This window comes from Lysobacter fragariae (genome assembly GCF_054779775.1).
In genome coordinates, this window is record NZ_BAAGXP010000001.1 from 355,260 (window position 1) to 373,290 (window position 18,031).

Here is an 18,031-nt window from a genome sequence, read left to right on the forward strand (position 1 = left end):
CACCTGACCCGCATCGGACCTCATGAGCCGCTGGAAAGCATCCTTCATCCACCTCGCCCTGAGCGTCCTCGTCATATCGACCATCGCCGCCATCCTTGTATGGCGCTGGTACCCGCCCGGCCTGTTCCACATGGCAAAGGCGGATCGCCTGTTGATCATCATGGGCTCGGTGGACGTCGTGATCGGCCCACTGCTTACGCTGATCGTCTTCAAGCAGGGGAAACGGCATCTCAAGCTGGACCTCGCGCTTATCGCCTTCGTGCAGGTGGCGGCCCTGGTTTACGGGCTGCAGACCCTGTGGCACTCGCGTCCCGTTTACCTGGTGAGCATGAAGAACCGTTTTGAGCTGATATTCGCCAACCAGATCGACCCGATCGACCTACGTGACGCTGCCCCGGAATATCGACGGCTCCCCTGGCTGACGGTGAAGACCGTGGCCGCAATGCCCCCCGCAAACGCAAAGGAGCGCGCCCACATGCTCTTTTCGGCATTGGCCGGCAAGGACATCGACGTGATGCCGAAGTACTACGCGCCTTACGCGAATGTCGCGCCCGATCTGCTCCGCAACTCCCTGGCGGTGACCGACCTGCTTCAATCGCTGCCCAAGGAAAGTGCACGCGGGGTGACCCGGGCCGTGGCAGCGACGGGTCAGCCCGCCGGCAGGATCCGTGCCGTTCCGATCATTTCGAGCCGCGGCTTCGCGACGATGCTGGTCGACGCGCGCGACGGTGGGGTCATCCGCCCGGTGGCAGCCGATCCGACGGATGCGCTCGAGCGTCGTGCCCAGACCCAGTCCAAGCCGCTGTCCGAGGGGCAAGCCCCGAAAAAGTGACTCGGAGCGTCACCTTGTCGACCGTCTGCCCAAACACGACAGGTCAGTTTGTTGGGGCGGCGTGAAGGTCTGTGACCGGGGCATCACTAACGGCACCCACCCTGCCCTTGCTTCGTTGGCACGGCACCTGCTTATATTCCCATGCACGTGCAGCGAGCACGGCAAATAAGGCCGAAGGATCGGAAAAGTCCGCCGGCACGTGAAGTTCCAAACCACTCCTAGGGGAAACACCATGAAGAAGCAGTCCGGCTTTACCCTCATCGAACTGATGATCGTTGTCGCCATCATCGCCATCCTGGCCGCCATCGCGCTGCCGGCGTACAGCGACTACACCAAGAAGGCCAAGGTCTCCGAAGTGATCACCGCCGCCTCGGCTTCGCGCACCGCGATCTCCGAGTACGTCGCCAACCACAACGCTCTGCCGACCGCTGCCCAGTACGCCCCGAATAGCGTGGCGACCCAGTACGTCGCCAGCATCACGTGGGACGGCACCGTTGTGACCGCCACCGCCCAGAACATCGGCGCTGGCGTCGACGGCGCGACCATCACCCTGACCCCGTCGGCCGCCAAGGCCGCCTCGGACGGCATCGTTGACGCTTGGACCTGCGCTGGCTCCATCCCGCCGCAGTTCCGTCCGGGCAGCTGCCAGTAATCGCTTCATTGCAGTGAAAAAAGCCCCGGCCAAGCCGGGGCTTTTTTTTGGCCTTCACCACGGCCGTAGCCGTTTGCACCAAACTGACTGCGGCAAGGTGCCGCCTCTGTGACGAGGCGCGGAATTTGGCACGCGCCCTGCGAACACTTGCTTTCCGGCCGGAAAAATTGCGGTAGAGTCCTTCTCGGGGAAAGGGAGAGAACGAAATGAGCGCGGTTACCGCCAATCTGGTGGGCATCACCGGCATCGCCCGACGCCTGGTCATGGACGGTGCGCTGGAGGAGCAGCCCGCTCGCGACGCCATGGCCGCGGCCACCGCCGAGCGCAAGCCCCTGGCCGCCTACCTGACCGAGAAGCGGCTGGTCACCATGGCCCAGCTGGCGGCCGCCAATTCGCACGAGTTCGGCGTTCCGCTGTTTGACGTCGCCGCACTGGACCCGAACCAGTCGGCCATCAAGCTGGTCCCCGAGGAGCTGATCCGTCGGCACAACGTGCTGCCGCTGTTCAAGCGCGGCAACCGGTTGTTCGTCGGCATCGCTGACCCGACCAACATCCAGGCGCTGGACGAGATCAAGTTCCAGAGCAACATGGGGGTGGAGGCCATCCTGGTCGACGCCGACAAGATCCACCACACCATCGAGCAGTGGCTGGCCACGGCGGACGCACTGTCCGAGACCATGGGTGATTCCGAGGACCTCGATAAACTCGATGTCAGCGGCGGCGACGACGAGCTGAACGACACCGGCGTCGACGCGACCAAGACCGACGACACGCCGGTCGTCAAGTTCATCAACAAGGTCCTGATCGATGCGATTCGGCGCGGCGCGTCCGATATCCATTTCGAGCCCTACGAAACCGAATACCGCGTCCGCCTGCGCATCGACGGCATCCTCAAGCAGGTTGCCAAGGTGCCGGTGAAATTGAGTCCGCGCATCGCGGCGCGCCTGAAGGTGATGGCGCAACTCGACATCGCCGAAAAGCGCGTTCCGCAGGACGGGCGCATCAAGCTCAACCTGAGCAAGACCAAGCAGATCGACTTCCGCGTGAGCACGCTGCCCACGCTGTTCGGCGAGAAGATCGTGCTGCGTATCCTCGATGCCAGCGCGGCCAAGCTGGGCATCGACAAGCTTGGCTACGAAGACGCTCAGAAGGCGCTGTTTCTCGCCGCCATCCAGAAGCCCTACGGCATGGTGCTGGTCACCGGCCCCACGGGCTCCGGCAAGACCGTATCGCTCTACACCGCCCTGAACATCCTCAACGACGAGCAGCGCAACATCTCCACCGTCGAGGACCCGGTCGAAATCCGCGTTCCCGGCATCAACCAGGTGCAGATGAACCTGAAGCGCGGCATGACGTTCGCCGCGGCACTGCGCAGCTTCCTGCGCCAGGACCCGGACGTGATCATGGTCGGCGAAATCCGCGACCTGGAAACCGCCGAGATCGGCGTCAAGGCCGCCCAAACCGGCCACATGGTACTGTCGACGCTGCACACCAACGACGCGCCGCAGACCATTTCGCGCCTGATGAACATGGGCGTCGCGCCGTTCAACATTACCTCCTCAGTGACGCTGGTCATCGCCCAACGCCTGGCCCGCCGCCTGCATGACTGCAAGCGCGAAGTTGTAGTTCCGGAACATGCGTTGCTAGCCGAAGGCTTCACCCACGAGGAAATCACCGGCGGCATGAAGATCTACGAGGCCGTTGGCTGCCCTGACTGCACCGAGGGTTACAAGGGACGCACTGGCATCTACCAGGTGATGCCGATGACGGAGGAGATCCAGGCCATCGTTCTGGAGGGCGGCAACGCGATGAAGATCGCCGAGGCCGCGCAGAAGGCAGGCGTCAACGACCTGCGCCAATCGGCACTCCTCAAGGTCAAGCACGGCGTCACCAGCCTCGCCGAAATCAACCGAGTCACCAAGGACTAAGCCATGTCCGCATCCCGCACTGCCACCGTCAAAAGCCGCCTGGACACCATGCAGACTTTCGTATGGGAAGGAACCGACAAGCGCGGCATCACGATGAAGGGCGAGCAGCCCGCCAAGACCGCCAATATCGTCCGTGCCGAACTGCGTCGCCAGGGGATTACCCCGAAAGTCGTGAAGGTCAAGGGCAAGCCGCTGTTCGGCGGCGCCGGCAAGACCATCTCGCCAGGGGACATTGCAGTCTTCAGTCGCCAGATCGCGACGATGATCAAGTCCGGCGTGCCGATCGTGCAGGCGCTGGAAATCATCGCTGGGGGGCAGAAGAACCCCAAGATGAAAACGCTGATCGACTCCGTGCGCCACGAAATCGAGGGCGGCACTTCCCTCTACGATGCGCTTGGCAAGCACCCCATCCAGTTCGACCAGCTGTTCCGCAACCTGGTCAAGGCCGGCGAAGCAGCCGGCGTGCTGGAAACCGTGCTCGACACGATCGCCACCTACAAGGAAAACATCGAGGCGATCAAGGGCAAGATCAAGAAGGCCCTGTTCTACCCCGCGATGGTGGTGGCCGTGGCCCTCATCGTCAGCGCCATCCTGCTGATCTTCGTGGTTCCCACGTTCGAGAAGGTGTTCAAGGATTTTGGCGCCGACCTCCCCGCACTTACGCTGTCGGTCATGGCCATGAGCCGGTTCATGGTGGGCTGGTGGTGGCTGATATTGATCATCCTGATTGGCATCGGCGTCGGGTTCGTGATGCTGAAGAAGCGCTCCGCCACGTTCTCGCTGTTCCTCGAACGGTTGATGCTCAAGCTCCCGGTCATCGGCCAGTTGCTGCACCAATCAGCCATCGCGCGATTCTCGCGCACGCTGGCGGTCACCTTCAAAGCCGGCGTACCGCTGGTGGAGGCGCTGGAATCGGTTGCCGGCGCAACCGGCAGCACCATCTATGAAAAGGCGATCCTCCGTATCCGCGACGACGTGTCGGTCGGCTATCAGCTCAACATGGCAATGAAACAGGTCAACCTGTTCCCGAACATGGTGGTCCAGATGACTGCCATTGGCGAAGAGGCCGGTGCACTGGACACCATGCTTTTCAAGGTTGCCGAGTTCTACGAGCAGGAAGTGAACAACACGGTCGACGCGCTTGCCAGCCTGATGGAACCGATGATCATGGTCTTCCTCGGCGTGGTAGTCGGCGGCATGGTTGTCGCGATGTACCTGCCGATCTTCAAGCTCGGCGCGGTTGTCTGATGCGCCCGCAGGCACGCTGATAGATGGCTTTCCTGGACCAGAACCCCGCCATCGGCTATCCGCTGGTGGCGGGCTTGGGGCTGCTGGTCGGCAGCTTCCTCAACGTCGTGATCCTGCGCACACCACCGCGGCTGATGTGGCAGTGGAAAAAGGACGCGCGCGAAGTCCTCGAGCTACCGGAGGTCTACGACCCTCCGCCGCCGGGCATTGTCGTAGAGCGCTCGCACTGCCCGCACTGCAAGCACGCGCTGAGCTGGTACGAGAACATCCCGGTATTCAGCTGGCTGGCGCTGCGCGGCAAGTGCCGCAATTGCAAGGCCCCCATCTCCGCTCAGTACCCGCTGGTGGAATTGCTGACGATGCTGGCCTTCGTCACCTGCGTCTGGCAGTTCGGCTTCGGGTGGCAGGGCTTCGGCGCAATGGTGTTCTCGGGCTTCCTGATCTCCATGTCGGGCATCGACCTGCGTACGCAGTTGCTGCCTGACTCACTCACCTTGCCGCTGATGTGGCTCGGACTTGTAGCGGCCAGCGACAACCTGTATTTCCCGGTGAAACCGGCGGTGATCGGCGCCGCGGTGGGCTACACGAGCCTGTGGTCGGTGTGCTGGGTGTTCAAGCAGCTCACCGGCAAGGACGGCATGGGCCAGGGCGATTTCAAGCTGCTGGCGGCGATCGGCGCCTGGACGGGCTTGAAGGGAATACTGCCGACCATCCTGGTGTCCTCGCTGGTCGGCGCGATCATCGGTTCGATCTTCATTGCCATGAAGGGCAAGGATCGCAACACGCAGATCCCGTTCGGACCCTATCTCGCGATCGCGGGCTGGATCGTATTCTTCTGGGGCCAGCCGCTGATCGATGGCTACATGCGGATCTCCGGGTTGAAGTAACACGCTGGGGCCGCACTGTTCGCGCGACCCGCGCCGCAAACGGCTGCCCCGGTATCCGTTCACCGCTTCCAGCCCCCATCGTCGGAACGAAGTCATGAGCCAATTCATCATCGGCGTGACCGGCGGAGTGGCCTCGGGCAAGAGCGAGGTGACGCGACGGTTCGAAGGCCTTGGCATCGAAGTGGCGGACGCGGATATTGCGGCGCGCGAAGCCGTCGCGCCCGGCTCGACGGGACTGCTTGAAGTGGTCGCCGCCTTCGGCAACGGCGTGCTGGCAGCCGACGGCAGCCTGGATCGCGCGGCGATGCGCGAACGCGTATTTGGCGACGACGTGGCACGACGCCAGCTGGAAGCCATCATCCATCCCCTCGTGCGGGCGCGACTGCACAGCGTGTGCGAAGCCGCGCGCAGCCCGTATGCGATCGCCGCGATCCCGTTGCTGGCAGAAGGCGGCGGACGCACCAACTATCCCTGGCTGCATCGCATCGTGGTTGTGGACGTGCCGCCGGCAACGCAGCGCGACCGCCTGATGCGGCGCGACGGCATCGACATCGGACTGGCCGAGCGGATGATCGCGGCGCAGGCGTCGCGTGCACAGCGGTTGGCGATCGCCGATGACGTCATCGTCAACGACGGCCCCCTGGAATTACTGGAGCAGCATGTCGCCGCGCTGGACCGGCGTTTCCGGGTGCTCGCGCGCGCTACCTGATTCGATTCAGGCAACCTCGACTCAGACGGGCCACAACCCGCGGATCGCGGCCACGCCCTGCGCGCCATGCCGACGCGCCTGCGGGATGTCGTCGACCGTCAATCCACCGATGGTGTAGATCGGCAGCGAAACTCCTTCGCGGAGCGCGGCGAAACCTTCCCAGCCCAGCGGCGTTGCTCCCGGATGCGTCGGTGTCGCGGCGATGGCGCCGACCACGGCGAAATCGCAGCCCAGTGCCTGCGCCGATAACAGCTCCGCGGCGCCATGGCAGGACGCCGCGACGGGCAACCCGGCCGGCAGGGGCCGCTCGTCCAGGCCACCCAGTTGCGACGCGCGCAGGTGTACCCCGATGCCGAGCTCCCGCGCCAGTTCGATATCCGAATTGATCAGCACCTGCACGCCCGCGGTGCGAGCGCGTGCAATCGCCTCCACGACCAGCGAACGCCAGCGCGCGGGTGCGCAGGAATGCGCACGCAGGTGTGCACGACGCAAGCCGGCCGCGAATGCGCGCTCGAGCGAAGCCAGCCACGGTGCATCGTCATCACCCGGTTCCGGGGTGACCAGATACCTGTCGGGCTGGGTCAACGCCGCGACCACCGGAACATCGGCCGGTGGCATCGCATAGTCCGCGAGCTTGTGCAGCGGCACCCAGGCCAGGGCCTGGCCTTCCAGCCCACGCACCGTGCCGTGCCAGGCGCGCACTTCGTGCACGTCCAGGCGCAGGCGTTTGTGCGGATAGGCTTGCGGCACGCAGATCAACGGGGCGCCGGGCTCGATCTCTATACCGAGCTCCTCACGCAACTCACGCTTGAGGGCTTCCTGCGCTGACTCTCCCGCTTCGTGCTTGCCGCCCGGAAACTCCCAGAGTCCTGCAAGGTCACGTCCGTGCGTGCGGCGCGCGAGCAGGATGCGTCCGCGGGCGTCGCGGATCACGCCGGCGACGACTTCGATGGCATTCGCGTTTGCGATGGGCGACCCGGAGTGATTCAAGCCTTCATCCTGCGCCATCACGGACACTCCAGGACGATCGCGTTGCAGCCGTTGTCATCTGGTGCGGCACGCGATCCCTCGCAGCTGTGGAGCGCCTCGGTACCGTCCTCGAGACTTCGGGGATGGCGGCGGCTGCCGCCTCCCCTACTCCGTGGTTCCGACGATCAGGCCAGCTGGCCGTGGCAATGCTTGTACTTCTTGCCGCTGCCGCAGGGGCAGGCATCGTTGCGACCGACGTTGGCGAACGCGGCATCGCCGGCGGCGGCCTGCGCCTGCGCGGCTTCCTCATCGGCGCCGAAACCGCCCATGTCCGGATGCTGGAACTGCATCTGCCGCGCCTGCGCTTCCAGTGCCGCACGCTCCTGCGCTTCCATCGCGGCGATCTCTTCTTCGCTGCGGATGCGCACGCGTGCCAGCATCGTGACGACTTCGCGCTTGACCTTCTCCAGCATGTCGCTGAACAGCTCGAACGCTTCCTTCTTGTATTCCTGCTTCGGTTGCTTCTGCGCATAACCGCGCAGGTGGATGCCCTGGCGCAGGTAATCCATGCGCGCGAGGTGCTCCTTCCAGTTCTGGTCGAGCACGTTGAGCATCAGGTGCTTTTCCAGCATGCGCGTGGTGTCGGCACCCAGCTGCGCCTCACGATCGGTGAAGTGCTTGAGGACGGCTTCCTGGACGTACCGGGCGATGGTCTCCGCGTCCATTTCCTTTGCGTCGTGCACCATCTGCACCAGCGGAATGCGCACGTCGAATTCCTGCTCGATCGTCGACTCCAGGCCCGGCAGGTCCCACTGCTCGTCGACCGAATCGGCCGGGACATGGCGCTGGACGATGTCGGTGACGACGTCCTCGCGGATGCCTTCGATGTTCTCCTGCACGCTGTCCGCGTCCAGCAGTTCGTCGCGCTGGCCGTAGATCACCTTGCGCTGGTCGTTGTTGACGTCGTCGAAGTCGAGCAGGTTCTTGCGGATGTCGAAGTTGTGGGCTTCGACCTTGCGCTGCGCGCCGGCGATCTGCTTGGTGACGAGGCCGCTTTCGATGACGTCGTCTTCCTGCAGGCCCATGCGCGCCATCGCGCGTTGCACCCAGTCGGCAGCGAAGATGCGCATCAGGTTGTCTTCGAGCGACAGGTAGAAGCGCGAGGAGCCCGGGTCGCCCTGGCGGCCGGAACGACCGCGCAGCTGGTTGTCGATGCGGCGCGATTCGTGGCGCTCGGTACCGACGATGTGCAGGCCGCCGGCCTGCTTCACCGCTTCGTGGCGCGCCTGCCATTCGGACTTCATGCGCTGCTTGGTCACCTCGTCGATCGGCGCGCCGGTGGCGGCCTCGTGCACGGCGATTTCCGATTCCAGCGAACCGCCCAGCACGATGTCGGTACCGCGACCGGCCATGTTCGTGGCGATGGTCACCGCGCCCGGACGACCGGCCTGCGCGACGATGTGCGCTTCGCGTTCGTGCTGCTTGGCGTTGAGGACTTCGTGCTTCACGCCGGCTGTAGTGAGCTGCTGGCTGAGCATTTCCGACACTTCGATCGAGGTCGTGCCGACCAGCACCGGCTGGTTGCGCTCGTTGGCGGCGCGGATCTCGCCGAGCACCGCGCGGTACTTGCCGTTGCGGTTGAGGAACACCGCGTCCGAGTGGTCCTTGCGCACCATCGGACGATGGGTCGGGATCACGATCACTTCCAGGCCGTAGATGCTCTGGAATTCGTACGCTTCCGTGTCCGCCGTGCCGGTCATGCCGGACAGCTTCTTGTACATGCGGAACAGGTTCTGGAAGGTGATGCTGGCGAGCGTCTGGTTCTCGCGTTGTACCGGCACGCCTTCCTTCGCTTCCACCGCCTGGTGCAGGCCATCGGACCAACGACGTCCGGCGAGCGTGCGGCCGGTGAATTCGTCGACGATGATCACTTCGCCATCGCGCACGATGTAGTCGACGTCGCGCTGGTAGATCGCATGCGCGCGCATCGCGGCATTGAGGTGATGGACGACGCTGAGGTTGGTGGCGCCGTACAGGCTGTCTTCCTCGCCGTGCAGGATGCCGGCCTTGCGCAGCAGCTCTTCGGCGTGTTCCTGGCCGGATTCGGACAGGTGGACCTGCTTGCCTTTCTCGTCGACCCAGTAGTCGCCTTCGCCCTCTTCCGTCGCCTGCTTGGTCAGCAGCGGAACGATGCGGTTGACCTTGATGTACAGCTCCGGCGATTCGTCGGCCGGGCCGGAGATGATCAGCGGGGTGCGCGCTTCATCGATCAGGATCGAGTCGACTTCGTCGACGATCGCGTAGTGCAGGCCGCGCTGGAAACGGTCTTCCTTCGACAGTGCCATGTTGTCGCGCAGGTAGTCGAAGCCGAATTCGTTGTTGGTACCGTAGGTGATGTCGGCGGCGTACGCGGCGTGCTTGTCGCTGTGGGGCATGCTCGGGTAGACGACGCCGACGCTCAGGCCCAGCCAGTTGTACAGCTTGCCCATCCACGCCGCGTCGCGGCGCGCCAGGTAGTCGTTGACGGTGATGACGTGCGTGCCCTTGCCTTCCAGCGCATTGAGGTAGGTCGGCAGCGTCGCAACGAGGGTCTTGCCTTCGCCGGTGCGCATTTCCGAGATCTTGCCCAGGTGCAGGACCATGCCGCCGATCAGCTGGACGTCGTAGTGGCGCATGCCCAGCACGCGCTTGGAGCCTTCACGACAGACGGCGAAGGCTTCCGGCAGGATCTTGTCGAGCGATTCACCGCCCTGGATGCGTTGCTGGAACTCCGGCGTCTTGGCCTGGAGCTGCGCGTCGGTCAGCTTCTCGTACTCGGCCTCCAGGGCGTTGATCTTGACGACCGAGCGTTGCAGCTGGCGCAGCAGGCGTTCGTTGCGACTGCCGAAGACGCGGGTAAGCAGACTGTTGAGCATGGATTGGACCGGGATTCGTTGATTTCGGGTCCGGGCACGAGCCGCGCGCGGTTCGTCCGGAAAATAAAAAAGGGCGCTAGGCGCCCTTTCTGGCGACGCGATTGTAGCTTGTTGGGGCTGGACGGGCGTCTATCAAGGTCTGCCGGAGCACGCATCCTCCTTTCGCCCGCCCATGCAAAAACGGCGCGATCCTGCGACCGCGCCGTCCTGCGTTGGTTCCGTTGCGAAGACCGCCCGGAACGGCCTCAGCCCTTGACGGCCACGGCCTTCGCCAGCGGCGACTGCTGGCTCAGGAAGTTGCGCGGATTGACCACGACGCCGTCCTTCCAGACTTCCAGGTGGACGTGGGCGCCGGTGGAACGACCGGTCGAACCGGCCTTGGCGATTTCCTGTCCCGCACGGACCAGTTCACCCACGCGGCGCTCCAAGCGCGAGTTGTGGGCGTAACGGGTGACGTAGCCGTTGCCGTGGTCGACCTCGATCACGTTGCCGTAGCCCGAACGCACGCCGGAAAAGCTGACTACGCCGTCGGCCACGGACATGACCGGGTCGCCGACGTCGGCTTCGAAATCGATGCCCTTGTGGAACTGGCTGCCGCCGACGATCGGATCGACGCGACCGCCAAAGCCGGAAGTGATGTAGCTATTGGCGATCGGTTCGCGCGAGGGCACCGAATTCATGTCCAGCTGGCGGTTGAACAGCAGCGACTCCAGCACGGAGAGCTGCTCACCGGACTGCACGAACTGGCGGCTCAGGGTGTCCAGGCCTTCATGCAGCTCCGGACGGCTGATGTCGCGGACCGGGCCGGTACCACCGACGCCGACCGGCTTGTCGAAGTTGAACTCGCCGTCCTGGAGCTGGCCGATGCGGGTCAGGCGCTCGCCGAGGGCGTTGAGGCGGTTGGCTTCGGCCTGCAGCTCGCCCAGGCGGGCAGCCAGGGCGTTGATCTCGCGCTGGGATTCGCGGTGCGAAGCCGCCAGGGCCGCCTGCTGGTTCCCAAGCTGGGCGCGCAGCCCGGCCGTACCGAGCAGGCCGGCGCCACCGCCGACAATGAAGCCGACGCCGATCAGGCTGGCGATCGCCAGCATCGGCCGGCTGCTGCCGAGCGAGCTGATCGAATCGACGAAGCGGGCGAAAGGCTTCTTGCGAAACTTGTTTACGATGAGTGGATGAGTCATCAGTCCGATATCTGGTCTTGACGGTGTCCGAGCCCAAAGCCCCGCGCCACCCCTCCGCCCCGCGAGCCGCGCTTGAAGCGCTGCTGGCGGAACCTTCGGGTGACCCGATCCGTAGAGCCTTGTGGCTCGACGGACTGGACCGTCAGTTGCGTCCCCTCCTGCCGCCGTCGTTCGCCCCGCATGTGCGTCTGGCCAACTTCGAGCGCGGCAGGCTCGTGTTTGTCGTTGATGCTCCGGTGTGGCGGGCCAAGCTGCGGCTCGCTGCCCCGGAACTCCTCGAATCGGCCCGATCCATCGGACTTGAGGCGAGCGAACTCGTGGTCAAATCGACCGTGAGTCCGTCGGCTGGATCTGCCTCGCCGATCCCGGCGACCCGCAAATCCAAACCGATGTCGGCAGCTGCACGAAACGCATTGCAGTCCGCCTTGGCATCCCTTCAACAGCCCGACCCTTCGGGCTCCGATGACGCCGATTGACCGGTTCCTGCCCGTTCCTGCGTTATCGCAGGAACCGGCCAATTACCGAACCGGGGGCATGCTAGCGGCCTAATGCCCTGATTTTGTTAAGAATCAGGAAGCCAGTTGGCAATATTGCGTTAAAGTTCAGTTAACTCCCGCCCTGTCGTTCAGCGTCTGTGACAGGGGTCGCGCTGGGGGTTTTCCCTCAGGCGGAATCAGGGCGATTCCGAGCGTGACCGGGCGCACGGCCTGGTTGGCAGTGCTGCGGTGCGGGAGGTTTTCCGCGTAACGGAGCTGTCATCCCGGGCGCAGCGAGGGTGCTGGACACACGCCCCGGCTCAACGCAGCTTCACCTTATAAGTGTCGATGCGGCGCTTGGCGCTGCAGGGCGCCTATCGCCGCCCGGCAGGTCAGATTGAGGAAACTCCACGGAGACGACCGGCAGGCGGTCCGGGCTGCGTCTCCCCCGGACAGGTCAGGCGCGCGCCTGGCGGATCAAACCGTCAGCGGCGAACCGTAGGTCACCGGCGCCGGCTGGGCCTCGTCGGTGAAGGTCACTTCTTCCCAGGCGGCGCTTTCCGCCAGCAGGGCGCGGACCAGCTTGTTGTTCAGGGCATGGCCCGACTTGTAGCCCTCGTAGGCGCCGATGATCGGCCGGCCGGCGAGATACAGGTCGCCCACCGCATCGAGGATCTTGTGGCGGACGAACTCGTCGGCGTAGCGCAGGCCGTCGTCGTTGAGGACGCGGAATTCGTCCAGCACGATCGCGTTGTCCATCGAGCCGCCCAGGCCCAGGTTGCGTTCGCGCATGTATTCCAGGTCGCGCATGAAGCCGAAGGTCCGGGCGCGGCTGACTTCCTTTACATACGACGCCGTGGAGAACTCGACCTCCGCGCGCGACTGCGACGCCGGGATGGCCGGGTGGTCGAAGACCACGGTGAAGCCGATCCGGAACCCGTCGTGCGGCTCGAAGCGGGCGACCTTGTCGCCATCGCGGACTTCGACCGGATGCTTGATGCGGATGAAGCGCTTGGCGGCTTCCTGCTCGCGGATACCCGCGGACTGCAGCAGGAATACGAACGGGCCCGCCGAGCCGTCCATGATCGGGACTTCCGGCGCGGACAGGTCGATGTAGCAGTTGTCGATGCCCAGGCCAGCCAGGGCGGAAAGCAGGTGCTCGACCGTCATGACCTTGCCGGCGTCGCGGCTCAGGCCGGTGCACAGCACGGTTTCGGTGACCAGGTCAGCCTGTGCCGGGATTTCCACCACCGGCTGCAGATCGACGCGCCGGAACACGATGCCGGCATCCACCGGGGCCGGGCGCAGGGTGAGAAAAACCTTCTCGCCGCTATGCAGGCCCACGCCGGTGGCGCGGATGGTGTTCTTCAGGGTTCGCTGTCGGAGCATCGGGTGCGGTACGGCCTTTGATCGGCTCGCGTCGCGAACCTGGCGGATGGTCCGGGTCTGTCGAGACTGGTCAATCAGGCTGATCGATCGGTCTGGGCGTGCCGGACAAGGCGGCAAGGTTAACACGCAGGTTGCTGAACCTTAACGGAAATGACATGCCCGGGAAACCGTTCTGGGCACCACTCGTCACTTTTATGCAATACGCGGGAAGGCGCTGGAAAAGGCCGGTCGGCACTCGGGCCGACCGGCAAAAGACCTCCGGGCGCAGGCGGCCCGGAGCCTAGGGTCCAACCAGCCGGGGACGAGTCCGGCCGGGCGGGTGCACAGGGTGGCTGAAGCCTCCCCACGCGATCACAACTCAATGATGTTGCAAGGCGGGCCGAGGCCCGCCCGGGTTCAGTCCACCGATTCAGTCCGCCTGGCGACGCAGGAACGCCGGGATGTCGAGGTAGCTGTCGCCGCCGAAATCCGCCACCGGCGGACCGCCGGCCGGCTCGCTCACGCGCGAACCACCGCGCAGGCTGCCGCCGAAGCTCGGCATCACCGGCTGGGCGTCGACGCGGTCCAGCGCCGAGAACTCCGGCTGGCCGGTGGTCGCATTGCGGACCAGCTGGATCGGGGCGCGCTGCTGGAATTCGCGCTCGGTGCCGCGCTCCATGCCGGTACGGATCGGCTGGCGCACGACGGCGCGGTTGAGGCCGGTCGCCACGACCGTCACCTTGACCTCGTCCTGCATGTCCGGATCGAGCACGGTGCCGATGACGACGGTCGCGTCTTCCGAGGCGAAACCTTCGATGGTGCGGCCCACTTCGTCGAACTCGGCCATGGTGAAGTCCGGACCGGCGGTGATGTTGACCAGGATGCCGTTGGCGCCGGACAGGTTGACGTCGTCGAGCAGCGGGTTCTGGATCGCCGATTCCGCAGCGGCCTGCGCGCGGTCGTCGCCGCGGGCAGAACCCGTGCCCATCATCGCCAGGCCCATTTCGGACATCACGGTACGCACGTCGGCGAAGTCGACGTTGATCAGGCCCGGACGCACGATCAGGTCGGCGATGCCCTGCACGGCGCCGAGCAGCACGTCATTCGCGGCGCGGAACGCCTGGATCATCGTCGCGTTGCGGCCGAGCACGGTGATGAGCTTCTCGTTCGGGATCGTGATCAGGGAGTCGCAGTGGTGCGACAGCTCCTCGATGCCCTTGAGCGCGACCTGCATGCGACGGCGGCCTTCGAACGGGAACGGCTTGGTGACGACGGCAACGGTGAGGATGCCCATCTCCTTGGCCAGCTGCGCGACGACGGGTGCGGCGCCGGTGCCCGTGCCGCCGCCCATGCCAGCGGTGATGAAGACCATGTCCGCGCCCTGCAGCGCGTCGGTGATGCGCTCGCGGTCTTCCAGCGCGGCCTGACGGCCAACCTCCGGATTCGCACCTGCGCCCAGGCCCTTGGTGACGTTGCTGCCGAGCTGCAGCTGCAGCTTCGCGCCGCAGTTCTTGATCGCCTGCGCGTCGGTGTTGGCGGTGATGAACTCGACGCCATCGACACTGCCGCTGACCATGTGCGCGACCGCATTGCCGCCACCGCCGCCCACGCCGACGACCTTGATCACCGCGTTGGGGGCCATCTTTTCGAGAAGTTCAAAATGTGCCATGTCCTCGTCCTCTAGTTATGTGTTGCTAGTGATTGATCGGGGTGCTTCAAACGAACTTGCTTCAATCGGGTTTTGCTTGAATCGGGTTGCTTCAAATTTTCTTGGATCGCCTGCTTCTGATCGACCTGTTCAAATCGACTTGCTTCAAAACGCCTTGCCTGGATCGACATCTACTTCAACCGGCCCTTCGTTTTCCGCATTCCAGCTGCCACCGTCGGACGCCTTCGCCACGGCGCGTTTCCGCTAGAACTCACCGCGATACCAGCCCTTCAACCTGTTGAAGAAGCTGCCTGCACGCCCGGCCGAAATCGTCGGACGACGCGGGTTTTCCATCTGGCTGCCGGTCAGCAGCAGGCCGACACCGGTGGCATGCACCGGATTGCCGACCACCTCGCCCAAGCCGGTGACGTGCTGCGGGATCCCCACGCGCACCGGCATCTGCAGCATTTCCTCGGCGAGTTCGACCACGCCTTCCATCTTCGCGGCGCCGCCGGTGAGCACCATGCCGGCACGCACGTGCTGTTCGAAGCCACTGCGACGCAGCTCCGCCTGCACCATCTCGAAGATCTCCTCGTAGCGCGCCTGCACCGCCTGCGCGAGCGACGCACGCGGCATGCGACGCGGCGGACGATCGCCGACGCTGGGCACCTGGATCGATTCTTCCGCCGTCGCCATCTGCGCGAGTGCGCAGGCGTAGCGGACCTTGATCTGCTCGGCCTCGGGCGTGGGCGTGCGCAGCATGTGCGCGATGTCCTCGGTGACCTTGTCGCCGGCGATCGGCAGGCTTGCGCTGTGCGCGATCGCGCCGCCGACGAACACCGCGATGTCGGTGGTACCTGCACCTATGTCGACCAGCACGACACCCAGCTCGCGTTCGTCGCTGGTCAGCACCGCGGTGCTGGACCCGAGCACGCCCAGCACCAGATCGTCGACCTGCAGGCCGCAGCGCTGCACGCACTTGGTGATGTTGGCGGCAGCCGACTGCGCGCAGACGACGAGGTGCGCATGCACTTCCAGGCGCACGCCGGTCATGCCGACCGGGTTTCGGATGCCTTCCTGCGAATCGTCGAGCACGTAGTCGCGCGGGATCGCATGCAGGATGCGCTGGTCGGCGGGAATGGCCACGGCCTTCGCCGCCTCCAGCACCCGGTCGAGATCGGCGTAGGTCACTTCGCCATCGCGGATCGGGGCGATGCCCTGCGAGTTGCGGCACTGGATGTGGCTGCCGCTGATCGATGCGTAGACCGAACGGATCTCGCAGCCGGCCATCAATTCGGCCTCCTCGATCGCGCGCTGGATCGACTGCACGGTGGATTCGATGTCGACCACCACGCCGCGCTTCAATCCGCGCGACTCGTGCGAGCCGATGCCGATCACCTCGATCGGTGCGCCCGGTGAGTACTCGCCCACCAGCGCCACCACCTTGGAGGTGCCGATGTCGAGGCCCACGATCAGCGATTTGTCACCCTTGCGATTCATGTATTTCCCTGCACTTGCGGCGCGTTCGCGGGAGCCTGGGCCGGAGCCGGCTTCCACGTCAGCGCAAAACCATTGGTGTAACGGAGGTCGGCACGCGCTAGCTGCTGGGTGTTCTGGGTCAGCATCTGCGGGAGCAACCGGACGAAACGCGCGATCCGTGCGCGTGCTTCGCTGCGACCGACAACCACGCGCGCGCCGTTGTCGAGGCCCAGCGACCAGCTGCCACGCGGGTCCTGCACGACTTCGATCACATTGATGCCGACCTTGGCGAACTGCTCGCGCGCCTGGTTGTAAAGCTCGACCACTTCAGCGGTGCGTGTTTCTGGACCGTCGAATTGCGGCAGTCCGTTCGGCACGACGATTCCCTTCGACGGGAACAGCCGGCCGTGTTCGGAGAGCAGGCGATCACTGCCCCACCGGGCGAACGGCTTATGTTCGACCAGGCTTACTTCCAGAACGTCAGGCCAGCGCTTGCGCACTTCGGCCGATTCCACCCAGGGCAGCTTCGCCACCGCGTCCTGCGCGGATTCCAGGTCGACGGCGAAGAAACCGCGCTGTGCGTAAGGCAGCAGCGTCGCCCGCAGTCGTGCGCCGTCGACACGGCGGAACTCGCCCGTCGCGCGCAGCTTGGTCAACGGCCAGTGGCCCGCACCGACCCAGCCATTGAGCACGGCGACCACCGGCAGCACGACCAGTGCAACCGCGAGAACCCAACCGGCGATGCGCAGCAGCGCGTTCAACTCAGGGCGCCTCCGTCCGGACCGACTGTTCAAGGATTCGCCAGCACAGTTCCTCGAAACCGATGCCGACCTGGCGCGCCGCCTTGGGCACCAGCGAATGGCTGGTCATGCCCGGCGCGGTGTTCACTTCGAGCAGATAGAACTTGCCGGTGATGCGGTCGCGCATCACGTCCACGCGACCCCAGCCGGTGCTGCCGGCGGCGATGAACGCGGCCAGCGCGATCCGGCGGATCTCGGCTTCGGCCTCGCCTTCCAGGCCGGGACACAGGTACTGCGTGTCTTCGGCGATGTACTTCGCGTTGTAGTCGTACCACTCGCCCTTGGGCACGATGCGGATCGACGGGAGCGCCTGGTGCGTCACGCCATCGCCGAGGATGCCGACGGTGAGTTCGTCGCCAACCACCATCTGCTCCATCAACAGTTCGCCGGGATAGCGGGCTGCCAGTTCGATCGCCGCATCCAGGTCGGCATCGCTCATCACCCGCGACACCCCGACGCTGGAGCCTTCGCAGGACGGCTTCACGATCACCGGCAATCCGATCTCACGCGCGGCGGCATGCACGTCTGCACCCTTGGCAAGGCGCACGTAACGCGGCGTCGGCAGTCCCTCCGCCAGCCACACCTGCTTGGTGCGGATCTTGTCCATGGTCAGTGCGGAGCCCAACACGTTGGAGCCCGTGTACGGAACGCCGAGCGCTTCCAGCGATCCCTGCAGCACGCCGTCTTCGCCACCGCCCTTGTTGCCGTGGAGGATGTTGAAGACGCGATCGACCTTGCCGGCGCGGATCGCTTCCACCAGCGCGGGAATGCCGTCCACCGCGAAGGCGTCGACGTCGCGCGAGCGCAGCGCCTCCAGCACGTTGCGGCCGGAATCCAGCGACACCTCGCGTTCGGAACTGGTGCCGCCCATCAGCACGGCGACGCGGCCGAATACGGCCGGGTCGTTCACGCGTGGCGCTGCGAACCTGATGTTCACCGTGT

15 protein-coding genes are annotated in these 18,031 nt (G+C 65.0%); 7 read left to right on the forward strand and 8 right to left on the reverse strand.

Annotated features, from left to right (window positions below):
- Positions 1-22 precede the first annotated feature (22 nt).
- From tfpZ to coaE, 6 genes are all read left to right on the forward strand, one after another.
- The gene (gene tfpZ / locus ACYVD7_RS01585; protein WP_460758412.1) at positions 23-832 is read left to right on the forward strand and encodes a TfpX/TfpZ family type IV pilin accessory protein; all 810 of its coding nucleotides are present in this window, start codon (positions 23-25) and stop codon (positions 830-832) included.
- Between the two features lie 232 nt (positions 833-1,064).
- A complete protein-coding gene (locus ACYVD7_RS01590) occupies positions 1,065-1,484 on the forward strand; it encodes a pilin (protein WP_460758414.1) in 420 nt (139 codons plus the stop codon).
- Between the two features lie 206 nt (positions 1,485-1,690).
- Positions 1,691-3,412: a type IV-A pilus assembly ATPase PilB gene (gene pilB / locus ACYVD7_RS01595; RefSeq protein WP_460758416.1), complete on the forward strand. Its 1,722-nt coding sequence runs from the start codon at positions 1,691-1,693 to the stop codon at positions 3,410-3,412.
- 3 nt (positions 3,413-3,415) lie between these two features.
- Positions 3,416-4,660: a type II secretion system F family protein gene (locus tag ACYVD7_RS01600; RefSeq protein WP_460758418.1), complete on the forward strand. Its 1,245-nt coding sequence runs from the start codon at positions 3,416-3,418 to the stop codon at positions 4,658-4,660.
- Positions 4,661-4,683: 23 nt separating this feature from the next.
- Positions 4,684-5,547 carry a prepilin peptidase gene (locus ACYVD7_RS01605; RefSeq protein ID WP_460758419.1) on the forward strand — a complete coding sequence of 288 codons (864 nt, stop codon included), beginning with the start codon at positions 4,684-4,686 and terminating at the stop codon, positions 5,545-5,547.
- Positions 5,548-5,641: 94 nt separating this feature from the next.
- Positions 5,642-6,256: a dephospho-CoA kinase gene (gene coaE / locus ACYVD7_RS01610; RefSeq protein ID WP_460758421.1), complete on the forward strand. Its 615-nt coding sequence runs from the start codon at positions 5,642-5,644 to the stop codon at positions 6,254-6,256.
- 21 nt (positions 6,257-6,277) lie between these two features.
- Here coaE and ACYVD7_RS01615 read toward each other — a convergent pair whose 3' ends face one another.
- The 3 genes from ACYVD7_RS01615 to ACYVD7_RS01625 all read right to left on the reverse strand — a co-directional run bounded on the left by ACYVD7_RS01615 (position 6,278) and on the right by ACYVD7_RS01625 (position 11,318).
- A complete protein-coding gene (locus ACYVD7_RS01615) occupies positions 6,278-7,225 on the reverse strand; it encodes a Nudix family hydrolase (RefSeq protein ID WP_460758736.1) in 948 nt (315 codons plus the stop codon).
- Positions 7,226-7,410: 185 nt separating this feature from the next.
- Positions 7,411-10,140, reverse strand: a complete 2,730-nt coding sequence (gene secA, locus ACYVD7_RS01620) for a preprotein translocase subunit SecA (RefSeq protein WP_460758422.1) — start codon at positions 10,138-10,140, stop codon at positions 7,411-7,413.
- A 245-nt stretch (positions 10,141-10,385) separates the two neighbouring features.
- Positions 10,386-11,318 (reverse strand): M23 family metallopeptidase, encoded by a 933-nt coding sequence (locus ACYVD7_RS01625; protein ID WP_460758425.1) that lies wholly within the window; start codon positions 11,316-11,318, stop codon positions 10,386-10,388.
- 23 nt (positions 11,319-11,341) lie between these two features.
- Here ACYVD7_RS01625 and ACYVD7_RS01630 point away from each other — a divergent pair, with 23 nt between their 5' ends.
- Positions 11,342-11,794, forward strand: coding sequence for a DciA family protein (locus tag ACYVD7_RS01630; RefSeq protein ID WP_460758738.1), 453 nt, complete (start codon positions 11,342-11,344; stop codon positions 11,792-11,794).
- Positions 11,795-12,271: 477 nt separating this feature from the next.
- On the opposite strand, the gene lpxC is transcribed toward ACYVD7_RS01630, so the two are convergent.
- From lpxC to ACYVD7_RS01655, 5 genes are all read right to left on the reverse strand, one after another.
- A complete protein-coding gene (lpxC, locus tag ACYVD7_RS01635; protein ID WP_460758427.1) occupies positions 12,272-13,183 on the reverse strand; it encodes a UDP-3-O-acyl-N-acetylglucosamine deacetylase in 912 nt (303 codons plus the stop codon).
- A gap of 409 nt (positions 13,184-13,592) precedes the next feature.
- Positions 13,593-14,831, reverse strand: a complete 1,239-nt coding sequence (gene ftsZ, locus ACYVD7_RS01640) for a cell division protein FtsZ (protein WP_460758430.1) — start codon at positions 14,829-14,831, stop codon at positions 13,593-13,595.
- A gap of 243 nt (positions 14,832-15,074) precedes the next feature.
- Positions 15,075-16,310, reverse strand: coding sequence for a cell division protein FtsA (gene ftsA / locus ACYVD7_RS01645; RefSeq protein WP_460758433.1), 1,236 nt, complete (start codon positions 16,308-16,310; stop codon positions 15,075-15,077).
- Positions 16,307-17,050: a cell division protein FtsQ/DivIB gene (locus ACYVD7_RS01650; RefSeq protein ID WP_460758436.1), complete on the reverse strand. Its 744-nt coding sequence runs from the start codon at positions 17,048-17,050 to the stop codon at positions 16,307-16,309. The genes ftsA and ACYVD7_RS01650 overlap by 4 nt, the downstream gene beginning before the upstream one ends.
- Position 17,051: 1 nt before the next feature.
- Entirely contained in the window at positions 17,052-18,026 is a 975-nt protein-coding gene (locus ACYVD7_RS01655) for a D-alanine--D-alanine ligase (protein ID WP_460758740.1), read from the reverse strand.
- Between the last annotated feature and the right edge of the window lie 5 nt (positions 18,027-18,031).